General features: G+C 40.7%; 16 protein-coding genes. 11 read left to right on the forward strand and 5 right to left on the reverse strand.

Translation table 11 applies throughout. The annotated features are described in order from the left end of the window. Positions 1–42: 42 nt before the first annotated feature. The gene (locus tag NLF99_RS17020) at positions 43–837 is read right to left on the reverse strand and encodes a hypothetical protein (RefSeq protein WP_254529703.1); all 795 of its coding nucleotides are present in this window, start codon (positions 835–837) and stop codon (positions 43–45) included. 195 nt (positions 838–1,032) lie between these two features. Here NLF99_RS17020 and NLF99_RS17025 point away from each other — a divergent pair, with 195 nt between their 5' ends. Beyond that, positions 1,033–2,952, forward strand: a complete 1,920-nt coding sequence (locus tag NLF99_RS17025; protein WP_254529705.1) for a 7TM-DISM domain-containing protein — start codon at positions 1,033–1,035, stop codon at positions 2,950–2,952. Here the strand turns inward: NLF99_RS17025 and NLF99_RS17030 are convergent. Then, complete coding sequence (locus tag NLF99_RS17030) at positions 2,949–3,626, reverse strand: response regulator transcription factor (RefSeq protein ID WP_254529707.1); 678 nt, start codon at positions 3,624–3,626, stop codon at positions 2,949–2,951. The two genes, NLF99_RS17025 and NLF99_RS17030, sit on opposite strands and share 4 nt — an antisense overlap. 171 nt (positions 3,627–3,797) lie before the next feature. Here NLF99_RS17030 and NLF99_RS17035 point away from each other — a divergent pair, with 171 nt between their 5' ends. Further along, entirely contained in the window at positions 3,798–5,081 is a 1,284-nt protein-coding gene (locus NLF99_RS17035) for a Gfo/Idh/MocA family protein (protein ID WP_185218267.1), read from the forward strand. 48 nt (positions 5,082–5,129) lie between these two features. Here the strand turns inward: NLF99_RS17035 and NLF99_RS17040 are convergent, their stop codons facing one another. The 3 genes from NLF99_RS17040 to NLF99_RS17050 form a co-directional block, all read right to left on the reverse strand. Beyond that, complete coding sequence (locus NLF99_RS17040) at positions 5,130–7,535, reverse strand: ABC transporter permease (RefSeq protein WP_254529709.1); 2,406 nt, start codon at positions 7,533–7,535, stop codon at positions 5,130–5,132. Between the two features lie 218 nt (positions 7,536–7,753). Further along, complete coding sequence (locus NLF99_RS17045) at positions 7,754–9,376, reverse strand: SusD/RagB family nutrient-binding outer membrane lipoprotein (RefSeq protein WP_185210606.1); 1,623 nt, start codon at positions 9,374–9,376, stop codon at positions 7,754–7,756. A gap of 17 nt (positions 9,377–9,393) precedes the next feature. Continuing rightward, positions 9,394–12,447, reverse strand: coding sequence for a SusC/RagA family TonB-linked outer membrane protein (locus tag NLF99_RS17050; protein ID WP_185218264.1), 3,054 nt, complete (start codon positions 12,445–12,447; stop codon positions 9,394–9,396). A 376-nt stretch (positions 12,448–12,823) separates the two neighbouring features. On the opposite strand from NLF99_RS17050, the gene NLF99_RS17055 reads away from it, so the two are divergent. The 9 genes from NLF99_RS17055 (at position 12,824) to NLF99_RS17095 (ending at position 24,043) form a co-directional block, all read left to right on the forward strand. Beyond that, entirely contained in the window at positions 12,824–13,180 is a 357-nt protein-coding gene (locus NLF99_RS17055; RefSeq protein ID WP_185218263.1) for a VOC family protein, read from the forward strand. Positions 13,181–13,259: 79 nt separating this feature from the next. After that, positions 13,260–14,288, forward strand: coding sequence for an aldehyde reductase (locus NLF99_RS17060; protein WP_254529711.1), 1,029 nt, complete (start codon positions 13,260–13,262; stop codon positions 14,286–14,288). Next, entirely contained in the window at positions 14,289–14,870 is a 582-nt protein-coding gene (locus tag NLF99_RS17065) for a Crp/Fnr family transcriptional regulator (protein ID WP_254529713.1), read from the forward strand. Positions 14,871–15,170: 300 nt separating this feature from the next. After that, positions 15,171–17,306, forward strand: a complete 2,136-nt coding sequence (locus tag NLF99_RS17070) for a cbb3-type cytochrome c oxidase subunit I (protein WP_254529715.1) — start codon at positions 15,171–15,173, stop codon at positions 17,304–17,306. An 11-nt stretch (positions 17,307–17,317) separates the two neighbouring features. Next, positions 17,318–18,316, forward strand: coding sequence for a cbb3-type cytochrome c oxidase subunit II (locus tag NLF99_RS17075; RefSeq protein ID WP_254529717.1), 999 nt, complete (start codon positions 17,318–17,320; stop codon positions 18,314–18,316). A 2-nt stretch (positions 18,317–18,318) separates the two neighbouring features. Beyond that, the gene (locus tag NLF99_RS17080) at positions 18,319–18,597 is read left to right on the forward strand and encodes a hypothetical protein (protein ID WP_254529719.1); all 279 of its coding nucleotides are present in this window, start codon (positions 18,319–18,321) and stop codon (positions 18,595–18,597) included. Next, positions 18,581–18,997 carry a cytochrome C gene (locus NLF99_RS17085; RefSeq protein ID WP_185210594.1) on the forward strand — a complete coding sequence of 139 codons (417 nt, stop codon included), beginning with the start codon at positions 18,581–18,583 and terminating at the stop codon, positions 18,995–18,997. The genes NLF99_RS17080 and NLF99_RS17085 overlap by 17 nt, the downstream gene beginning before the upstream one ends. A gap of 92 nt (positions 18,998–19,089) precedes the next feature. Next, a complete protein-coding gene (locus NLF99_RS17090) occupies positions 19,090–20,457 on the forward strand; it encodes a sulfatase (RefSeq protein ID WP_254529721.1) in 1,368 nt (455 codons plus the stop codon). 334 nt (positions 20,458–20,791) lie between these two features. Then, positions 20,792–24,043 (forward strand): TonB-dependent receptor, encoded by a 3,252-nt coding sequence (locus NLF99_RS17095; RefSeq protein WP_254529724.1) that lies wholly within the window; start codon positions 20,792–20,794, stop codon positions 24,041–24,043. The last annotated feature ends 3 nt before the right edge of the window (positions 24,044–24,046 follow it).

Raw genomic sequence — 24,046 nt, forward strand, 5'->3', positions numbered from 1 at the left:
ATAACGGAGCAAACATTTGCTCCGTTATTTTTGGATGATTCACTATCTATCTTTTGCAAATTTTATAGCATCCATCAAGGAGAAATGGATCCCGAAGGTGACAACCGTTCCTTTGCTTTCCCAATCAATCTCACTCATTGGGGTACTTCCCACGACCTGCAATTCTGCCTTGACAAATTTATATCCTGCCCTTAAGGTAAATGCCGGTTCAAAGAAATAATGTCTTTTATCTGTGATATTGTCCAATTTATGTTCGGTGATATATTCAGGGGTCATGCCATTGGCGTCAAAATTACTATATTTGATACCTGAAATCCTAGTCGCTAGACCTACATCAAAATATGGAAAAGTAAGGTTTATACCTGGTTGGATAAAGGTCCGGTTAAAATTCATGTTCACATCACTGCTCAGTTTACCTCCGCCGTATCCAACATAAGTATCGGCAATCAGACCAAATCCGTTTTCACGGGCAATAATGGGATAATAACCACCGATGCCTCCTTCAAATAGCCCCGCATGGGCATCCACATTTCCTATTGATGGATCTTCCTCATTAAAGTTGTAATTGTAATTGGAGTAATTGACCATCACACCTAAATGTTTGATGGGTGAGTAGGCTGTTTGCAGATTGATAATGGATGAACTGGTATTGGTACCGTTCAGATCCTCAGAGCTTGTGGTTCCTGATATCCCAATTTTTAAATCTCCTTTTTCTTTCATCATTGGAGCATTCACTGCATTGGGCTGATAGTAATAGCGGCTACAAGAACTTTGAAGATAATTTAAGCCAATCAAAGCAAGGCCGAATAAGAGCGATTTTATTTTTAAGGTTTTCATATTTTTCTCCTTTCTGATTTGTTAACTCAAAGTGACGACAAATTTCGACCGCATAAAACATCCAAAAAGAGGATTTTAACCAAATCCCTTTTTTGGTGTATTTCACTAACCTGAAAAGGTGATATTCGGTCGGATAGCCTTATTTTATAGTGCTTTAGCTAGGTTTTCTACAGGATTAAACTGTAAATTAGGATAATGAAGCTGCATGGTTTGATATTGACACTGGCAGTTAGTCTGCTCCTCAGTTTGTTTTCCAGTCGATTGGAAGCGCAGACCATTTTGTTACCTGATACGACCGAGCACCTCAATATTTCCACTTCTACAGCCTACTACTATGATAACACTGCAAGCGATAGCCTTCCTGCTGAGAATCAATTTCAACCCTTTCAGGAGCCCATCTATAATTTTGGAAAAGTAGATGGTAACCTATGGGTACGGGTAAATCTGGCTAATCAGGATTCTGTTGCCAGAAACCTATATTTAGAGTTTACCAATCCCAATCTCAATTCGCTGACCTTGTATAAAAAAATTGGAGATCGCTTTGTACTAGTCAAGATCCTTGGTTCCAGTTATCCCTTTGCCAATCGTACGGTTAAGCATCAAAACCTGATATTCTCCATAGAATTGCAACCATTGGAAATTGGAAATTACTTTGTGAAGGTTCATTCCGACTATTCGGCCATCAATTTCAATTTATTGCTGTGGGATAAACATGAACGGGAGGCCTATTACCTAAAAGAAACGACAACCATTTCCTACTTCTTTTTCATTACCACAGCGTTCCTTTTTATCTTGGGCATCACCTTGGTATTGACCAAAGAAAGAAAGCAATGGGCTTTTTTCTTTTATATATTTTTTGGAGCCAGCTATATCTATTCCGATTTAGGACTCTCCTATAAGTATTTGTGGGGAGATTATCCATCGGTTCAAAATATCTCCAGTTATATCTTCACCAACCTGTATTTGATTTTTGGGGTCAGTTTTTTTCGGGAATATTTTGTCACCCGTCGTTTTGTTAAGAGATTGGATAAGGTACTCTGGGTTTTTGTTTTATGTTCTTTGCTGCTGACCATTATTGCGATGTTCTATCAATGGATCCCACACTCCATATTCTCTCTGATCCAAAAGTTGAATACGGTTATGTTCTCCATTACCTGTGGGATTATTTTGTACATATTGGTAATATTGTTGACCAGGCAAAGGAACAAGACCGAAACGATTTGGTTTATGATTGCCTTTGCACCTCATGCCTATACGATCCTGACTACAAGTATCAGGCAACTTGGGCAGTATTATTTCAATTTGGAGCTCGATGTGATCTCCAAGGTGCCATTTTTTCTATGGACCATTCACGTTCAGAACATGATGCTTTGGTCTATGGTCTGGGAGGTCCTGATTGTATTTACCCTGATGATGCTGCGGTTGAAGAAGATGTATGAGCAGCATAATGCCATGTTGATGGAACTGGGTAAGAAGCAGGAAGAAGACACCAAGCTCTTGATGGCGACGGTGGAACAGGAGCGGAAGCGGATAGCCCAAGAACTGCACGACAGCTCTGGAGTCCAGTTGTCAGCCATCCGAATGAAACTGACCCATCTTGAGGATCATCTGGATAGTCCAAAGGCTGCTGAGGATATCCAAAGATTGATGCAGGATGTCGATCGGGTCAATGCTGATATCCGGACCATTTCGCATAATTTGATGCCTATTTCGCTCAGTAAACTGGGCTTGAAATCCGCCATTCAGGAACTGGTCAACCATATCAAATCGAGCTACCCGAATATCAAGTTCAACCTTTACCAGCAATATGATTCCAAAAATCTATCGGCCAGCATGGAAGTCCATATCTATAGGATCATCCAAGAGTTGCTAAACAACATGGTAAAGCATGCCCAGCCATCGGAAATCAATATTCAGTTGATCGATAATGAATCGGAGTTGATCATCAGTCTGGAGGATAATGGGAAAGGATTTATTTATGAACCTGAAAATACGTTAGGGTTAGGTCTAAAGAGTATATTGACCCGATCCCAGTTAATTGGAGGAAAGTTTGAAGTAGACAGCAAATTGGATGCAGGTTCGTTTTTTTCAATTACCCTGCCTCTCAAAAGCTAAAGAAGTTGATTCTTATTGGCAAAGGTGATCAGTTCTGTTATTTTCTTGACCCCACATTTTGCCATGATGTTTTTTCGGTGGGTATCTACGGTATTGGCACTGATAAAGAGTTGATCGGCTATCTTGCTGCTCGGTTTACCCTCAGCGATCAATTTCAAGATTTCAATTTCACGATTCGATAGATTGAAAGCATCTTTATTGGTGGTTTGTTCGACTTTGTTATGCTCCTCATTCATTAAAAATGCTTCAACGACCTTGTTCTGTACCTGTTGGTCCAGATGTCTCTTCCTTTCATTTACGGCAACAATAGCTTTGATCAATTCATCTTTTGCTATGTTTTTCAGAACATAGCCTAAAGCTCCTTTTCGTAACGCTTCACGAATAAGTTCGGTGTCATCATAACCAGTCAGCATCAGTATTTTCTGGTCTGGATTGCTTTCCAGTACCACTTCAATACATTGCATACCATCCATATGGGGCATGTTGAAGTCCATTAAAATGACATCGGGTTTGTAGGTGTCGATGGCATGCAAAAGCTCCTTTGTATCTGTGCAAGCATTGATTTCGCCAAATTTCGGGTGTCCGCTGAGGATCATGATCAAGCCATCCACGATAATCTGTTGGTCCTCGACAATAAGCAAGTTTATCGGCTTAAAAGGGATACTTTCTTCCATAGGGTACATTTTTTTGCTTATAACAATATACTAAAATATCCTTAACTACTAACAGTCAATTCTTTGAAATCAAATAGCCTTAAATTTTTCAGATTTTTTGTATCTTGATGAAATGTAAATAATACTTTTATTACACACCTAATTTTTTAAAACCTAAAACAACAACAATAAATGAAAAGAAAAGATTTTCTCAAGAGTGCCGGCGTGCTCGCCGCCTCGACTTTGCTTTTTAGAACGGAAGCTTTCGCTAATCAGAATACCCCTTTGCGTATAGGTTTAATCGGTACAAACGGCATGGGTTGGTCCAATCTGAATGCGATATTAAAAATAGATAATGTTACCTGTACTGCTTTATGTGATGTCGATGAAAATGTGCTGAACAAAAGATCCTCGGAACTGGAACAAAAAAACATCAAGGTCAAAAAATATATTGAATATAAGGATCTATTGAAAGATCCTAATGTAGACGCTGTCATCGTTGGAACGCCCGATCATTGGCATTGCATGATGATGGTCGATGCAGTAAAGGCAGGTAAGCATGTGTACGTGGAGAAGCCTTTGGGGAATTCCATCAAAGAGTGTGAAGTGATGTTGGCAGCGGACAAAAAGTACGATAAGATTGTACAGGTAGGACAATGGCAACGTAGTCAGCAGCACTTTAGAGATGCGATGGACTTTGTGCACAGTGGCAAATTAGGGAAAATTAGGTCTGTCAAGGCTTGGGCTTATCAGGGTTGGATGAAGAGTATCCCTGTAAAGCCAGATTCTGCTCCTCCAGCTGGAGTGCACTATGATAAATGGTTAGGACCGGCAACAAAGCGGCCTTTCAATCCTAATCGCTTCCATTTTGATTTCAGGTGGTTCTGGGATTATGCAGGTGGCCTGATGACTGATTGGGGGGTGCATATGTTGGACTTTGCCTTGATCGGCATGAAAGTGTCTAACCCTAACTCCATCATGGCAACAGGCGGTAAGTTTGCTTATCCAGATGATGCCGCTGAAACACCGGACTCCCTAACTACTGTATTCGCATTTGACGACTTTTACCTGCAATGGGAACAAGCGACAGGTATTGATTTAGGTCCTTATGGAAAAGATCATGGCGTTTCGTTTATCGGGAACAATGGTACCTTGGTGGTGAATAGAGGTGGCTGGGAAGTCATTCCGGAGAAAGGTAGGATGGAAGCTGTTCCACATCAACCTTCAAAAGATAATGGTTTGGAGAAACATATGGAGAACTTTGTGACCGCAATCCGCACAAAAGACAAGAGCATCTTACATGCTCCTGTGGAAGCTGGAGCTCATATTGCTATCTTGTCCCAAATGGGGAATATTGCCTACAGAACTGGTAAGAAGCTCTATTGGGATAAGGATAAGGCGAAATTTACGGATGAAGAAGCGAATGGCTATCTAGCAGCGAAATACAATAACGGGTATCAAATCCCGAAGGTATAGAAATATGAAAAAAGCCGGTTCAAGCCGGCTTTTTTATTGATCTATTAATTAATCTTCCTTCAACCTATGGATAGGATTACCTCTTCCGTTTCTATATAAGATGAAGAGGATTAATCCAGCCAATAATGCCAAAAGCAGAAGGATTGGTAATAGGTAGTTCCAGGCAGAAATCTGAATTCTAAATTCGTAATTGGTTAACCATTTCTTCATCATAAAGAAACTGATAGGAACTGCCGTCAGGACAGATGCTATAAACAACAGGTAATATTCTTTTGAAAATAAGACCAGCAGATCTGATAGTTTTGCGCCCAATATTTTTCGCATGCCTACTTCCTTACTTCTCGCACTGATTGATAAGGAGACCAAACCGATAATGCCTAAGCAAACGATAATTAAAGTAATAACTGTAGCTGAAATTGAAGCTCTGTACAACTGCAGTTCGGTTTCATACATTTTCCGGATATTTTCTTCCATGAAATGGTATTCAAATGGAGCATCGGGCATTAGGAAATGCCAATTCTTCTCAATGTTTTGAATAGAATTTGAAATGGAACCTGGTTTCATTCGGATATTGAAATAGCGATAAAAATTATTCTGGGCCACATTCAGCCAGATAATTGCAGTATTTGGATTGTGCATGGAGTTGGGAATGAAGTTTTCAGTAATCCCAACGACTTTTATCGGGTCATTTGATCCATTGATTCTTAAATTCCGGCCGATTATATCATCAGCATGCTCATACCCTAAAACATTCATCGCTTTTCGATTGATTACCACCTCTTGAGGGGCCATGGAATCTACCAGGTTGGAGCTAAAGAATTGACCTGCCAGCATCGGGATTTGATAGGTGTCAGCAAATTTGGAATCTGAAATAATCATTTGAGAATTGATTGGTTCATCAGACTTGTCCATCAATGCAATTTCTGCCTTCCCAACTATATTATTTGGGGTTTCATAGGATAAGCTGATATCTTCAATTTCATTCAGCTTTTCCAATTCCTGCTGGATAGTTTGGGTTTTCCGAACACCTTCAGGGCTCCAATCTCGAGTCGTCTGGACCGTGAGGATATATTCTTTATTATATCCCAAATCGCTATTGACAAATAAGTGGATCTGTCTGGCAATGATTATAGTGGAAGTCAAAATGACTATTGCTGTAGTAAATTGAAGGAACAGCAAAGCTTTTCGAATGCTGTGTTTGTTTTTTACTTTGTCAAACTGAAGCTTTACTGAATTTAACAAGCTGTTTCTTGAAAGTTTGATAGCAGGGAATAGGCCTGAAATTAACCCGATCAATATCGAAAACAACAAAATACCCAAATAGAAATAATAGGGCAATTCTGTTAATTGCGGTAGCCTGCGCATGAATATATTTTCAAAAAGTGGTTTGGCTAGGATATACAATGGTAGGCAGATCAATAAAATCAAACACAGGAGAATTACATTTTCCGTTAGCAATAAAGAAGCTATCTGATTGGATTGGGCTCCCATTATTTTCCTGATCCCAATTTCTTTTAAACGACCTATATTTTGACCGAGATTAAAATTGATGAAATTAATGATTGCCATCAACAGGATGAACCCAGCAATGTAAAGCAGGATATCAATCATTTTTTGAATAGCTCCATCATTGCTTTCCAGGTAATAGGACTTCAGCGGTTTTAGATCCGGACTATAATTGTCTGCAAAAGTCTTGTCAGTATGTTTGCTGACTAAGGTTTTTATCGCTGTAGTGAGCTGCCCTGGAGATACGTTTTGCTGTAATTCCAAGAAACCAATGATGTATGGATTTTCCCAATTATCAATGTCCCTTCCAAAGTATTTCTCAGAAGCGATAGGAAGAAAGAAATCACTGCGTAGGGCAGGGGTTAATTCAAGGACTGAGTTTTGATAACTTGGTTTGATTATCCCAGTTACCATAAAATCATGCTTTTCCCCATTGAAGTTTCTAATGGATAATTGTTCACCAAGGGCATCGGTTCGGCCGAAGTATTTCATGGCGGCTGCTTCCGTTATGACCAATGAAAAAGGGTCTTTTAATGCTGTATTGATATCTCCTGCATGGAGCTCAAATCCAAACATGGCTAATAAGCTTGGGTCGCCCAAACTTGCCCCTTCTTCAAACTTATCTGTACCATTGGACACAATACAAGTCAGCCCGTCGAGTCTGTAGTAATTCTTAACAAGTTGAGGATACTCCTCAGCCAGTGCTTTCGGAAGTGCACCCAAAGTGGTGATGTCTAATCCTAAACCCTCCTTTTTATATGAACTCTGCAATAGATATTGTTGATCCTTGTTTTTTAGATGTGCATTCACCTGCTTTGCATCCCAGATATAGGCACCGACGATCATGATAAAAGTAATGCCACAGATCAATCCGATTAAATTGATGATGTTCTGAAGTTTTTTCTTACTGATATTTCGCCAAGCAATTTTTATATAGCTCCAATTCATTGTTAAGATTTTAGCAGATGCAGTTGTGTTCTATAGATATGGAATACAGCTTGCAATTTTATTGCCATTGCATCAATTGGGTTATAATCAATTAATTGTGATTTGATTAGTCCTTAAGTTGTTCATTTTCGGACATTATTTGTTCGATAATGAACGGAAATAAAAGAGCGGAGAAGGAATAATCCTCTCCGCTCCTGAAATTACCACTGAATCATTTACTATAATTTCTTGTTTTCTACATCCCACCATAACCGAGTTCCGCCATTGTCTGGCCCTCCCAACATTTTCACGGCCTCATTTACTGCTGCACTATTGCTGTTGTATTCTCTTTCCGGATACGGCATCCTTCTTATTCCTGGGACTGTTGGGATCGTGTTGTTACTGTAGTTGACCACCACTGGGAACAAGATCGGATATCCCGAACGGCGGTACTCTGCCCAAGCTTCATCTCCGTCAGGGAACATGGAAATCCATTTCTGTGTAATGATCCTTTCCAATTTCCTGTCCTTGCTATCGCCTTCATTCCAAGCAATGCTGATGGTGCTCAAATATGGAGAGCCAGCCTTGATATCGTTCTGTCCGGCCTTGATTGCTTTTGGATCGATGTAAGGCATAGGTTTGTCGGTAGCATTGTTTTTGTAAGCTGTTGCCTGTGCGCTCAAACCGTACATTTCAAATGATCTTTCAATCCCAGTTTCATAGTTGGTTTTGGCATTGCCTGCATTGCTCCAGCCTCTCAATGCCGCTTCTGCCTTTAAGAACCAACTCTCAGAGGATACCATTAGTTGCATCTTATTTGGTAATGGCTGTAATTTTGAATAGTTATCATATCGGCTCTTTGCATCTATGTCAATTCCGGTACGGATCCCTTTAAATTGTCCTTTGACCGCTGGGTCCGTAGCAGGTTGGAACAATTTTCCTAGACGCGGGTCTTTATAACCGCCCAGAAATGTTTCTATGCTGGCATGCATCCGTGTATCACTCCATGTCGTAGTAATGATGTTCAATGGATGGTCCGTACTTAATTTGATAAAGCAGTTATCTGCTGTGGCTTCCAATAAACCTCCGTTTTCAGGGTTCAAGGCTTTTTCACCTTCAGTTTTAGCCAATGCAGCATCCTTGAATGCGATACGAAGCGCAAGTCTTAATCGTAGGGTGTTGGCAATTCGCAACCAGCGATCGTAATTATTATCTGTGTAAGCCAAGTCAGACTTTTTCATGGCCGCAGACACCTCTTTGCCTTTGTAAGTTTTTAGTATTGTCGTAGCGGTATCCAGATCTTTAAAAAAGTTTTTATAGGCATCCTGCTGATTGTCATAATGGATCTGATCATTCTCATCTGGCGCATTGTATTTACTGTAGATGATAGGTCCAACCTTATCGGAGGTACGATGCATGGCAGACACTTTCAATATTTTGGCAAAGGCAAAAATGTCTTTCATTTTTTCGTCGTTCCTGGTCAGTAACTCTACTCTCGATAAGGGATTCATCGCTCGGATATACCGGTCAACCCATAAGGAAGAATACCAACCTGGCACTAAACTATAGGTCAGGTTGTTGGCATTCCCAACAAAGGGCGCCTCAGCCCCAAAATAGCCGCCATAGGCATCGCTGGTCAAGTTGTTTGAAACTTGATACTCACCTACATTTTCAGAAAGAATAGCTCGTTGTCCTTGTGCAAGGAATGAAGCGACCAAGGCAAAGTCTCCCATGGCTTCTTCATCCGTTACCCCAGCAGGGTTCGTGTTTAATTCCGTAAAGTCTTTGGTGCAGCTCATCGTCAGGAAAAGGCTGCTCAATAATATTCCTGACAGTTTATAATATGATTTTAATGTCTTCATTTCTTTTCTCTTGCTGATTAAAAGGATACTTTAAGGTTCAATCCATAACTGCGGGTAGCAGGTAAGGCAAAACTATCATAGCCCTGTCCTCCAACACCGGTTGTGGTGTTGAGCTCGGGATCGTATGGTGCGTCATTACGGAAGAAAAACAAGTTTCGGCCTGTCAATGATATGGACGCGCTCTTTACACCTTTCCATTTGATAGGAAGACCATAACTCAATGAAATCTCACGCATCCGGATATTTGTTGCATCATACACCTGGCCTTCGATAATCCCATCTCTGTTTCCTACCGCGCTATAGTAGGCCTGTGCTGGGATTTTACCTGACCAAGGGGTACCGTCCAGTTTAACGGCAGGGATATCCAACCCTCCTGCGTCCCTTGCTGCAGCACTAACCTCACTGACACCGAAGGAGTTCAAATAACCGTCGGTCACTGAGATGACCTGACCTCCAAATCGGGCATCTATCGTAAAGCTTAAACCGAATTTTCCGTAATTGATGGTATTGTTCCAGCCAACTATGGATTTAGGATTGTTATTTCCAATATATCCCTCCGGTCCAATCTGCGGCCTTCCGGTATCATCAACCACCATCACCCCATTCTCATCACGCAAGAAGGTCCTTGCCCAGAAATCTCCAAATGATCCATTTAAACGAAGCACATTGAAATTGCCGCCTACAGAATAACGTTCGCCTAGTTTGGGTGCCAGTTCCAGGATCTTATTGCGGTTTGCCGTGAAGTTCACAGACGTATTCCAGCTGAAGTTATCCTTCTTGATCGCATCAACACCCAAGGCTGCTTCAATACCCTTGTTCTGTACATTTCCGGCATTTAGGAAAACGGTCGTGAATACCTGTCCAACTGGGGCTTCGTATGAGAAATATTGATCCTTTGTGTTTGTTTTGTAAAGGGCCAAATCAAAATTGATGCGGTCGTTCCAAAACCTTCCTTCATAGCCCACTTCATAACTTCTGCTGATCTCCGGGCGCAAAGGTAGTCCTTGGTAAGGTCCTGAAACATTTGCGTTCAAAATACCGGTTGCCAAGCTGTTTGTCGGGATGGTACTGTAAATTCCGACATCATTTCCTACTTCCGCCATGGTCAACCTTAATTTACTGTAGGTAATAAAACTTGGCATTTTGATCATGTCTGAAAGCACTGCCGATAAACCTGCTGACCAATAGAAGTATCCTTTTTTCTCCTGCGGAGTATTGGCTAGGGTTGAAGCCCAATCGTTACGTGCCGTTAAATCCAAGAATATCCTGTCCTTATAGCCCAAGTTGGTAGACGCGAACACAGATTGCAACTGGCGCCTGCTGATGGATTCATTTAATACATTGATTGGCGCGTCCCTGTAAATATTGCTCAATAAAAACTTATTGGCCACAGCTAGTTTTAACTGATCAAGGTTCCAACCTGTGGATCTAGTATCATTGATTGAAGTTCCAGCTGTAAAGTTCAGGTCCCAATCCTCGGCAAATGTTTTGTTACCGATGAAGAGTAAATCACCATATAAAGCGGTACTTTCAGTCTGGTCACGGGTATATCGACCATTATCATCTAAAACACCTTCTATTTTCTCTCCAGAAAGAACACCTTGCGTACCGGCATAGACATGTCTTTCCCATTTATCCCATCGCTTGTTCAGTGTACCTCTTGCACTGACTGATAACCAATCGTTGATGGTATATTTCAATTGCCCTTGGGCAATGATATTGTCACGCAATTGGAATGTTGGGTTGCGGTTCAATACCCAAAATGGATTCTGTGAATGGTGTGTACCCGTCAAACCTGCATCTGCATTGATATTCCACCAATCCTGCAGGTATAGATTCCGCGTAGGGGATAGGTACTCATAATTGTTTTTGTATTTATCAAAATCCAAACCTCTTGGGAACAGATAAAGACCTGCAATCGGGCTAAAGTACAAGCCAGATGTTGGACGGTTGTGGATATCCTGTCTAGAGTACATCATACTACCGTCGAAGGTTAGTTTATTATCGAAAAAATTAGTGGAATTTCTAAAGGTTGCTGAATGCTGATTAAACGAATTGGTTGGCAATATACCTTTGTTGGTGGTATTGCCATAAGAGAAATAGTTCTGCATCTTTTCAGTTCCTCCGCTCAAGGAAACGGTATTGATCAAAGTTGTTCCAGTATTATAGAATCCATCTACAGGATCTTGGAAAGAACCTTTCTCACCCCAGCTCTCTTCTGATCCCTCTGTTGTCTGGCCATAGCGGTATTGTAACTTCGGAAGGTAGAAAGCTTGGTCAGCCGTAATGCTTGAGGATACATCGATTTTCAGATTACCTTCAGCACCTTTTTTGGTGGTGATCATGATGGCACCATTTGCACCTTGGCTACCGTAAAGGGCAGAGGCAGAGGCTCCTTTCAAGACGTTGATGCTCAGGATATCATCTGCATTCAGGGTACTCAGGATATCTCCACGGTCTGGCCCGCCACCAAAAGCTCCTTCAGATCCCGATCCACCTGTATTGGTAATCGGCAAACCATCGATCACATAAAGTGGCTGGTTGTTCCGGTTGGATTTAAAACCACGGAGGACGATATTGACCGAACCTCCGATACCCGAAGAACTTCGGTTGATCTGCATCCCAGAGACCTTCCCTGTCAAGTTATTCATCGGATTGGCATCCTTGACTTTGGTCAGGTCTTCCCCTTTAACCGTTTGGGTAGAGTAGGTTAAACTTTTTGATTTTCGCTGTACTCCCAAGGCCGTGACAACGACATCATCAATCCTTGCGGTCTGTGCGGTCATGGAAATGGAAATAACGGAGTCTGTTGCTGTTATAGCCTGTTTCACTGTGTTATAGCCTAATACACTGATGGTCAGGTTTACAGCACCTGCAGGAATTTCTAAACTGAAAGCTCCGGAATCATCGGTTTGAGTTGCCTTTTTACTGGCGTCTAAACGGACTGTCGCGCCGACTATAGGTGATTTCGTCTGTTCGTCAACAACGTTTCCTTTTACTGTTCGATCCTGTCCATAAGATAATTGTATAGCAAATAGCCATAAAAATAGATGGGTTAGTGTTTTATACATAATATAAGTTTAAGTATGAGATATCATTGTAACGGCAATGATACAATTGATACAAAAACGAACATATTTTGGATATATTTTGTCTAATTATGTTAAATCTTATTGAATATAGGTGAATATCAGAGGTTGGTAGTATTATATAATTGATAGTTAATCAATTAGAAAAATTTCTATTTTTTGAAATATTATTATTCCATCTCATTTTTTATAGCTTATGCTTTTTGATGTTTAAAAATATTATCGATTGATGTAAAATTATTAACTATTATGGTATGAAATTTGGGTGGTGATTTATTCATATTGAAGATAAAATAGAGAAAAGGCCAACTCTCTACTCCAAAAATTATACTTAATTTAACAATTAAATAATTCAATTATGTTAACAGCTGCTTGCCCCAAATTACCCATGCGCGTAAAGACCGTAACCAAAGACTTTTACGTTCAGCAATTAGGTTTTCAAGAAATTGGTTTTGCAAATTTTGAAAGCTATATGATCCTGAAAAAAGATGATGCAGAACTTCATTTCTTTATCTTTTTGGATCTTGTTCCCGAAGAAAATTATGGTCAGGTTTATATCCGTGTGAACCATATCGAAGAGCTTTACCAAGAATTGATTGACCGTGGCGTCAACATTCATCCTAATGGAAGCTTAACGGAAAAACCTTGGGGACAGAAAGAATTCGCTATCCTCGATCCTGACAGTAACCTAATTACCTTTGGGCAAGCTATTTAATCTGTTTTCATTTTTTACCAATTGGTAATTGAGGGCATCGGATTGTTCAGGTACTTTGTATTAATCAAATTTCAAAGTCATGAACAAATCAAAAGTATTATTGACAGGAGTGACCGGTTTCTTGGGTTCTCATACAGCTATTGAATTGCTCAACAGAGGATATCAGGTTACAGGGTCTCTACGGGACATGAAACGTGCAGACGCTATACAGCACGTAATCGCCAAACATACCCAGAGTATAAATAACCTATCTTTTGTACAGGCAGACCTGCTCGATAAAGGAGCATGGTTAAAAGCTTGCGAAAATCAGGATTTTGTCATCCATGCAGCTTCTCCATTCCCGCGAGAACTACCTAAGGATGAGCATGAATTAATCATCCCAGCAAAAGAGGGGACATTGAATGTTCTTCAAGCTGCCAAGCATAACCATGTAAAAAGAGTGGTTTTGGTATCCTCCATTTCCACAGTGGTATATGGAAAACAAACTGATGAAATGGACAGGGTTTTTACTGAGGAGCACTGGACCGATGAAAGCGATAAACAGGATACTGCTCCGTATATGAGGAGCAAGACCATTGCTGAAAAAGCTGCATGGAACTTTATCAAAGAAGAAGGCAAGGGGATGGAACTGGTAAGCATTCTTCCGGGTGCCATGTTAGGACCTGTGTTGGAGGAGGATTATGGTACCTCCGCCAATATTATCGTTAAGATCTTATCAGGTAGCATGCCTGCCATGCCAAAAATAGGATTTGAAATAGTTGATGTGCGTTCCGTTGCAAAATTATTGGTAGATGCGATGGAACTGGAAAATGCTGCTGGAAATAGATATATGGCAAGTGAAGGTCACATGTCGATGAAGGAGCTAGCTGAAGTCCTAAAAACCCATTTCCCTGACAGGAAAATCAGTACCGCCAACCTCCCTAATTTTTTGGCTAGAATAATGTCAATTTTTGAACCTGCCTTAAAACCTGTATTATTGGATTTGGGTTTAAAAAGAAAGGTAGATGCTTCCAAAGCCAAAAGGGAATTAGGTTGGAAAGGACATTCGATGGAGAAGGCCATTTTAGATTGTGCAAATAGTGTTATAGAACTAGGAATCGTTAAGTAAATGCAAAGGTTAAAATCCATATTGAGATTTGGGGCAATACTCTCTGATGCAGACATCGAGGTCATTGCCTCCAACTTCAAGCAGAAACAGTTAGCGGCGTCCGATTATTTTTTGGAAATAGGACAGATTGCTCACGAAATCGCTTTTATTGAATCCGGTATCGTCAGGATTTTTAAACCTGATCATGAAGGGAATGAAATCACCAAGTATTTCTTTAAGGAGAATCAATTCTTTGTTGATCTGGAAAGTTACTATTCCAGTATTCCGGCGAGTGAAGCTTTCCAGGCAGTGGTCGAAACAGAAATATATGCTATCCATAAGTTGGTTGTAGAAAGATTATGCCAAGAGATCCCCAATTTCTTTATCTTCCTCAAAACGATTACAGAAGCCACATTGTTGAATAAGATTAAAGACAATGATTTTTTAAATTTTGGCAATTCTAAAACCAAGTACCTTGAATTTGTTAAACGATATCCTCAACTAGCTTTACAGGTTCCGCAACAATATATCGCTTCCTACCTTAAAATCACCCCGCAATCCTTGAGCAGGATAAGACGCGAACTTGCCCAGCCAAAACAATAAATTCCGCTTAATCCTTCTGAAAATAGGATTGGTGTTTTTGTAAATCATTTATAAACAGTGTCGTTTAAATTTCTTTGCAATTAATAAAAGATAAATTTGTCTTTTATTAATTCAAGTCTTAACTTTGTTCAATTAAGTCATTGAATTGTTCAAATAAATCCAAGCGAGGGTAGGTTGCATTCCAGCAATACTTTTACGACTTCCTGAAAACTAACATTTTCATCAAATCGCGAATTCTTCAAATTCATTTTATTTAAGAATATGGCTTAATCTAAATTCAAAGATCATATCGAATTTAACATGAATTCTATTTTAACTCTTAATTTAATCCTTTCGGACGGTAATTCAGTCCAAGATTTACTCACACAATCCATTTTTTTCCATTCTAAGATCAGTCCGGTTGAGTTTTGGATAGGTTTTCTACTGCTAGTTTTCCTTTCCATCCTCATTGTGGTTCTCCTTTTGATCGATCGCATTAAACAGGTCAGCACCTTTCTCTTAAAAGAGAAATCCAAACGGAATGTTAATCTTTGGAAAAACTCACTCAAGAAAATGAACTCCAGCCAAATTGCGCGAATTATCAAGCAAAAGAGCAGGCAGGAGCTGAAATCTTGGTTACTGGCCTTTTTCCTCATTGGAACATCCTTGTTCCCCCTGGAATCCTTAGCGCAGACTGTTTCCATTGATGGTACCAGTGAATCCATCTGGTCTAAGGCAGGCGTTATTATCACCTTAGTGTTGCTCTTGATACCGACCATTTTCATTCTAGTTTTATTGTTCGTCAGAATCAATCGGAGGTTATCTAAGTTGAACATTAACGCTCAAAGAGAGGAAGCAAAAGTAATTGTCCAAGAATTGGAAAACAGGCCTTTAGCTGAGGTTGAAAAAGAACTATTAGCCTTTCAGGAAGCTGCTGATTATAGATTGAAAGCTGATGTACTGTCTGGTTCCAATCAAGCGGTGGATCCCAAAGGGCTATTGTCCATTAATGAAAACCATGGAATCCCGATCGTATCCAAAAAGAAAAGATCAACCGATAGGACCAACTTTGACGTGGACCTATCCAAGATGGTCAACTGGTACTTGATATCGGCAACCGTTTGGTTGGTATTTGGAACCACCATCGGTGAATACCTCGGTTTTAAATTCGTCGCTCCAGACATGGAGAGTTTTAGCTGGCTTAGCTTCGGGAGGTTAAGGCCAGTCCATACCAATGCCGTCTTCTGGGGATGGGCATCCCTAGCCATGATCGGTTTAGGTTATTATGTGGTCCCAAGGGTCAGTAACACCAAACTCTATAGCTTAAAACTAGGCTGGTACAGCCTTGTTTTGATCAATGTCTGTGTGTTCGTGGGAACCATTTCCCTGATGGCAGGAATTAACAATAGCGGAGGCGAGTATAGGGAATATATCTGGCCTATTATGTTGCTGTTTGGAATTGCATTGGTTTTGACACTAATCAATTATTATAAAACCATTGCAAAAAGGACAACTCGGGAAATTTATATATCAAACTGGTATATAGTCGCTGCGGTAATCTTTACTATTGTGATTAGCCTAGCAGCCTATTTGCCTTTTTGGCAGAATGGCCTCGGAGAGACAATCATTCAAGGCTATTACATGCACCAAGGTGTCGGTATGTGGTTTATGCTTTTTTGTCTAGGCCTCGTGTACTATTTCCTTCCACAGCAACTCAATAGGCCTATTTATTCCTATAGTTTAGGGATTCTTGCGTTTTGGACACAGATTTTATTCTATACGCTGATCGGAAGCCACCACTTTGTGTTCAGCTCCATTCCCTGGTGGTTACAGACGGTTGCTATTGTCGGAAGTGCCGGTATGGCCATTCCCGTTATTGCCGGAACGACCAACTTCCTCATGACCTTTAAAGGATCCTGGTATAAATTGGGCGATAGTTATATCCTTCCATTTTTCTTGGTCGGCATCATCTTTTATTTCACCGGATCGATGCAAGGTACCGCCGAAGCCTTCCGCGAAACCAACTTGATCTGGCACTTTACTGACTTTACCGTTGCCCATTCCCACCTAACCATGTACGGCATTATCAGCTTTTTCTTGTGGGCATCCATATATACCATCGTACCGCGATTTACTGGAAGAGAGGCACCCCAAATCAGTATTGGAGCCCATTTCTGGTTCGCTTTCATCGGAATGTTGATGTATACCGTACCATTGATGTATGGATCCACCCTGAAAGGAATTATGTGGTTAGAAGGCAAGCCATTTATCGATGGTGTGGCCTTTATGGCGCCTTACTGGTTATGGAGAGCCATCGGAGGTAGTCTGATGTGGCTGTCGCACCTCATTTTCGCCTATAACTTATATAAGATGATGGCTGATGTAAAAGAATTAGACATTGCTGAAGAAATTACAAGCCAATTTGAAAACCAATCAACTATTAAAGTTCAAAAATAAAATAAACGATCATGGAGTTTTTCGACGATCATAAGAAACTATTTATTACTGCAGCAATCTTCTTTATTGTATTGACGATTTTTGTTGCCATTCTTCCCGCATTGAACAACCAGTTGATAAATGCACCTCTACCTCAATCCGAACCGCTCTCACCAGATGCTGCTGCTGGCAAGTCTATATTTATTGCCAACGGCTGTGTGGCTTGCCATACTCAACAGGTCAGAAATGTAGATATGGATAAGGTTTTTGGTCAGCGACCAAGTGTAGCAGCTGATTATGCACATAATGAAAGACTGGATGTTTGGAGGAATACCGCAACATTGATGGGAACAGAACGAACTGGACCCGACCTGACTGATGTTGGTAATCGCCAACCCAGCAAAGAATGGAATTTGGTCCACCTTTATAACCCTCGTATAGTGGTCAAGGAATCCATTATGCCCGCTTATCCCTTCCTGTTTGAATATAAATCCATACCAGACAAGGAAGATGTTGTGGTCAATATTCCCGAAGACTTTGCACCCAGTAATGGGAAGAAAGTCGTAGCAAGTAAAGAGGCTATGCAATTGATAGCCTATTTACAGTCCTTGAAACAAGTTAAACTGGAAGCTGATGTTCCAGAGTTTCTATATAAAAGAAAAGCTCAGGCCGCCGCTGGCCAAGGAACAGCCGAAGAAGAATTGGACGGCGAGGCCCTATATGTAGCACATTGTCAAGCATGCCACCAAGCTGATGGCAATGGGCTACCAGGAGCTTTTCCTCCCTTAAAGGGCAGTCCTGTCGTAACTGGCGATGATCTGGAGCTTTATATCGATATCATTATGAACGGTTATGATAGCAGACCTGATTATGGTGTGATGGCAGCGGTAGGAGTAAATGCTGGGTTTACTGAAAAAGAAGTAGCCGCCATTATCAATTATGAAAGGACCAGTTGGGGTAATAATGGTGAAAAAGTAAAACCTGAAGATATCAAGCAAATCGTAGATTTTGTAAAGACTCAATCCAAATAATCATGAAAAAATTTCAATTGACACTGCTTTTTAGTACTTGGATTACCTTTTTGATGGCTTGCCCGGTATGTGAAAGAAACCAACCTAAAATTTTAAGAGGCTGGGTACATGGTACAGCTCCAAAAAGTAACCTCGAATACATCATGGTCATCGCCATCATCCTGATTTCATTGATCGCTTTGGGAATGTTCTTGAAAATGATCATCAAACCAGGGGAAAAACAGTCTGACCATATCAAAAGGTTTATTCTAAATTCTGATAACTATGAGCCAAAGAAGTAAAATATTTATTTTCATCGACGATGAAAAGATCCCAATAGCTGAAACATATAGTCCTGTTAATTTTGAACTGGATACTCGCAAACTAGTCGACGGAAAACACCAACTTCGAATTGTCAGCCAAGACCCTGGAGGAAAAGAAGGGGTAAGGATTATTCCTTTTGAAGTCCGAAACGGTCCAGCGATCGAAATTACCGGAATCAAAGAAAACGCCGTGATCGATGACTTGGTGCCCATCATGATCAACGCCTATGGGAAAGGAAATTCCGAAACCTTTATGATTGATGGAAGTGAAACTCCTCAGGGGATTCCTTGGTGGGTATGGATCATCATAATCGTTTTCATGGGCTGGGCCATGTACTATGTATTCATGTACCTGTATTTACCAACTTCGGTTAATTGAGTGTTAGCAGGTCAAGGCGTTCTTTTTCAAACTTTTTGGGCTTTGTGTCGTTAATTGGGTAAATGTTTATCCAGGATACTTACCCTAATGTCATGAAGAACGCCTTAAAACCTGCTATTTTTGTTTTACTGTCCTTGTTTGTCCAGTATAGCATTGCTCAAAACAATAAACAACCCAATATTATCTTGATCCTTGCAGATGATCTTGGAATAGGCGATTTAAGGTCCTACCATGAGCGATATGAAACGCCAAATCTCGATAAATTGGGTAAAGAAGGGATTCGATTCAACAATTATTACAGTGCTTCTCCAATTTGCTCCCCATCCCGTGCAGGCCTACTGACCGGTCAGCGTCCTGCGAAACTCCATTTTACAACCTTTCTGAATACCCGTGAAGACAACAGGAAAAAAGAACAGGTAGACTTTCTTGACCCTGATATGCTGACCATGGCCGATATGCTAAAAGCTGAGGGCTATAAGACAGCACATTTTGGTAAATGGCATCTCGGAGGTGGTCGTGACGTGACCGACGCGCCTAACTTCAATCAATACGGTTTTGATGCTTGGGCAGGAACTTATGAAAGCCCCGATCCCGACCCAGCAATCACCGCAACGGATTGGATATGGTCGGACCAGGACAGTGTGAAAAGATGGAACCGGACAAAATACTTTGTGGACAAAACCCTTGATTTCTTGCAAAAGAATCGAGATAAACCCTGCTTTATCAATATTTGGACAGACGATGTGCATACTCCTTGGATTGCAGGTGATGATGAAACCGGAAAGTTTGATTGGAAACCCCAGGAGGAGAGAAGCTTTAAGTTTGTCCTCAAAGAATATGATCGAGAAATAGGAAGATTAATGGAAGGCTTGAAAGAAATGGGGCTGGATGAAAATACCTTGGTCATTTTTATCAGCGATAATGGCCCATTGCCTAATTTCAGACAGGACCGTTCAGCAGGGCTGCGAGGTAGTAAACTCTCCTTATATGAAGGCGGAATCCGGATGCCCTTGTTGATGAGGTGGCCAGCAAGGATTAAAGCCGGAAAGGTAGATGATCAGACCATTATTTCCGCACTTGATTTGCTCCCAAGCTTAGCTAAGTTGGCAGAAGCTCCGCTGAAGAATACCAAGAGGCTTGATGGTCAAGATCTCAGCGGTGCAATCCTTGGAAATCCCATTACCCGAAACAAACCGCTCATCTGGGAATATGGAAGGAATGATTCAACCGTATTCAGCTTCCCCAAGAAAATAAACCGTAGCCCAGCTCTGGCAATCCGAGATCAGGAATGGAAATTTATGATGAATCAAGATGGTAGTGACCCCGAACTGTACAACCTCAAATCCGATCCCAACGAAAGTGTAAATCTTGCTGATGAAAGAAAACATCTCGTGAAAAAATATAGCAAGGCTTTGATGAAATGGTGGAAAGACTTGCCCACATTTAAGAAAATGGAATAATTTGCTGGAAGGATATTGGTTATAATTTTAACTTGTTACAATTGCTTATTGAAAAACATTTATTAAGCTTAATTAATGTTTATATTTTAATTATTTTGATATTTTAAACCTTGAAAATTGCTATTATTTTCTTAGGGGAATATATTTCAAATTTAAATTGGTTGCCTGAAAAAATGATTTTGTATTTAGGTTGGATTCTCCTATTTTTCTCCCAAAAAAAAAAACTATTAAATTATGAACGTGAAATAAGCTATCCTAACTCCGAACACCTATTACAAACAGAACCTTTATTAAAGCCTTTTAGGCAATCTTTTTATTCTCAATTATTACTATAATGACTCAAAAAAATCGTGTTTTTTTTGGGGCAAAATCCTTGTCGTTGCTTGCGATGTGCTTATTGATGAGCTCACCGGAAGTCTTCGCCGAAAAAGGAAATTTTGCCCATTCAGCTGTTGCTGTTCGGCAACAAAGTATTTCAGGATCTGTTAAAGATGATGCGGGGAACCCTATTGTAGGTGCTACAGTGCTCGTTAAAGGGACAACAAGAGCAACTAGTACCGATGCCAAGGGAGAATTTTCGATCACTGCCAATAATGGTGACATCATTATTATCCGAAACCTAGGTTATCTGACCCAAGAAGTTACGGTATCAAATGCCCAAAATATCAATATTTCCCTAGCACCTGATAATGCTAATATTGATGAGGTAGTGGTAGTGGGATACGGTACCCAAAAACGTGCTAATATTACTTCGGCAATCTCCACCGTAAATGGTGATGCACTAAAAAATGTCTCTCCTTCCAACCTTTCCAATGCCATCGCCGGTCGTGCACCTGGTGTTAAGGTAACTGGAACATCTGGCCTTTCGGGAGCTACCTCCAAAATCAGATTTAGAGGTAGTTTTGCTGAACCTTTGTTCGTTATTGATGGAATTGTACGCGATAAAGCCGCATTCGACGCTCTAGAGGCCAATGAGGTGGATCAGATGTCTTTCTTAAAGGATGCTGGTGCAGCTGCGGTTTATGGTACCCGTGCGGGTAATGGTGTTGTAATTGTCACCACAAAAAAAGGAACGGTTAAAAAGCCTGAATTCAATATCCAAAGCAATGTGGCCATCAGTAACCCGACGATGACACCGCTGGCCGATTTAACTACCGCTACAGATGAATTAACCTATCAAAATAGGGTTGCCGAATTTCAAGGTTTACCAATCCCCAATGGTGAGGAGGAATTTGCTTACTTCAAGGATAAAAGTTATAGTGTAAACGATGTGATCTGGAGAAATCCTGTCAGCCATAGGCAGTCAATTTCCGTTTCTGGAGGTAGTGATAAAATTACCTATTACAATTTGCTGAGCTTTAGAAATGAAAATGGTTCCTATAAATCGGTAGACCACCAGAAATTCAATTTAAGGTCCAATGTTTCAGCGAATATTACCGATGCCTTCAGTATCGATATGAATATTTCTGCAAACCAGCAGAACTCCAATCGTTTCTATTGGCCTTTCAGTACCTCATCAAATGATGATGATTTTGATGTTTCCGATTTTTATCGCGTAACTTTCAACTGGCCAAAAATGTATCCCTTCTATTTGACCCAAGATGGTACACCTAGTAATGAACCAACGGAATATCCGGTACAGACGCCAATGGGTAGCTGGCAGGCTTGGAACGTAATCGATCAGGTGATCGGCGATCGTTATATCGATCGTAAGGTGAGGCAGATCAACCCAATTCTTTCCTTGAACCTGAAACTGGATAAACTGGTTCCTGGTCTATCAACGAAATTTGTTGGTAGCTATATCGCTGAAGATTATCTGCGTAAGCGCTATATGAGTTTCCAAAAGAACTATACTTTCACTTCTTTGGATCCAGATGGAAACCCTTTTATCCCTGCGCCACCTTCGGAAGATAGGATAAACGTCTTCACCTTCAGTCAGCAAAATCCATTTATGGATTATTATACCCAACGTAAATGGGAATACCAGATGAACTTCTTCATCAATTATATGCAGACTTTTGGAAAGCATGATGTAGGTGCGACTTTGGTATTTGAACAAGGTGAAAAAGGATACACCAATATCACCTCCACTGCACAAAGCCCAATCACTGCACTGGATCAAATGCATGTCTACCCAACTGACCGCAATTTTAGGTATACCAATGGTCTGGAAGGAATTGATGCAAGGCAATCCATTATTGGTCGTTTCAACTATGCTTATGGTAGTAAATACTTAGCTGAAGCTTCTTTCCGTTATGACGGAGCGGCTTTGTTTCCTGAGCAAAAAAGATTCGGTTTCTTCCCTTCGATTTCTGCAGCATGGAGAATTTCTGAAGAAGAGTTCTTCGCTGGAATCAAGGATAAATTCTCCGACTTGAAACTTCGATTTGCTTATGGTGCTACCGGTAACTATTTGGATGTGAATGGAAATGCAATCAATCCATTCTCTTTTGCTGAGAAATATGCAACGACCACTGGTTTTATATTCGGTGATCGATACTACAATGGTTTGACTTATGGCTCAACCCCTAACCCCAACATTACCTGGACAAGGTCAGAAAGCTACAACTTAGGTTTGGATTACGGATTCATCAACAACAAATTGAATGGTTCCATTGAGGTCTTCAAACGTGCTGAAACTAATATCTTAGGTCCTAGAACCGTATTGTTGCCGGATACTTATGGTCGCGCCTTGGCGCCTGAAAACTATGCTGCGAGAAGCTATAAAGGTGGTGAGGTTTCTGTAAACTGGAATGACAGAATAGGCGAGGTTGCTTATGGCATTTCTGGAAATTTAGGATATGCCGTTGATCAATGGGATATTTTCGATGAACCTGCTGCTTATGCAGAAGGCGGACTTGAACATTTCAGATCCAGGATCGGTAGACCTAACAACGTAATCTATGGATTAAATTCATTAGGGTTGGTGCGTACGCAAGCCCAATTGGATGATTTATTGGCCAAGGGATTCAAAACTTATGGGAGGGATCCTTATTTAGGAATGATCTTATATGAAGATATCCGTGGACAGGGTTATTCTGATACCCCAGATGGAAAGATCGATGGAAATGACGTTACCTTATTGTCGACCAACAATTCTCCAAGATGGGATTATGGATTAGGTTTGAACGCTTCATGGAAAGGAATTTCCATCAATGCCCTGTTCCAAGGGGTGTTTAATTACGACCGTATGATCTCCAATCAAGAGGGTGGCGGTATGCGTCAACATGGTGGAACTTTCCGTCCCTATTACCCGATTTGGGCAGATGATGTATGGACTCCAGAAAATCCAAATGCACAGTATCCTAGACCTATCGGTTATAACTGGGCAGAGTCGGGCACGAACCCTTCTAGCTTCTGGATGCGTAGCGGAGCCTTCTTCAGATTGAAAGACCTCAATGTTGCTTACCAATTGCCAACGAGCTTCACTGAAAAAATCAAAATGAACAGTATCAATTTGTTCTTCAATGGTACTAACCTTTTTGTTTTCTCACCAATGACCGAGTTTCATGATCCTGAACAATTGAATTATGACTCATATCCATTAATGAAAACATTCACCTTTGGCTTGGACATTAAATTTTAACCG

This window comes from Sphingobacterium sp. LZ11T8, assembly GCF_024261425.1.
GTDB lineage: Bacteria > Bacteroidota > Bacteroidia > Sphingobacteriales > Sphingobacteriaceae > Sphingobacterium.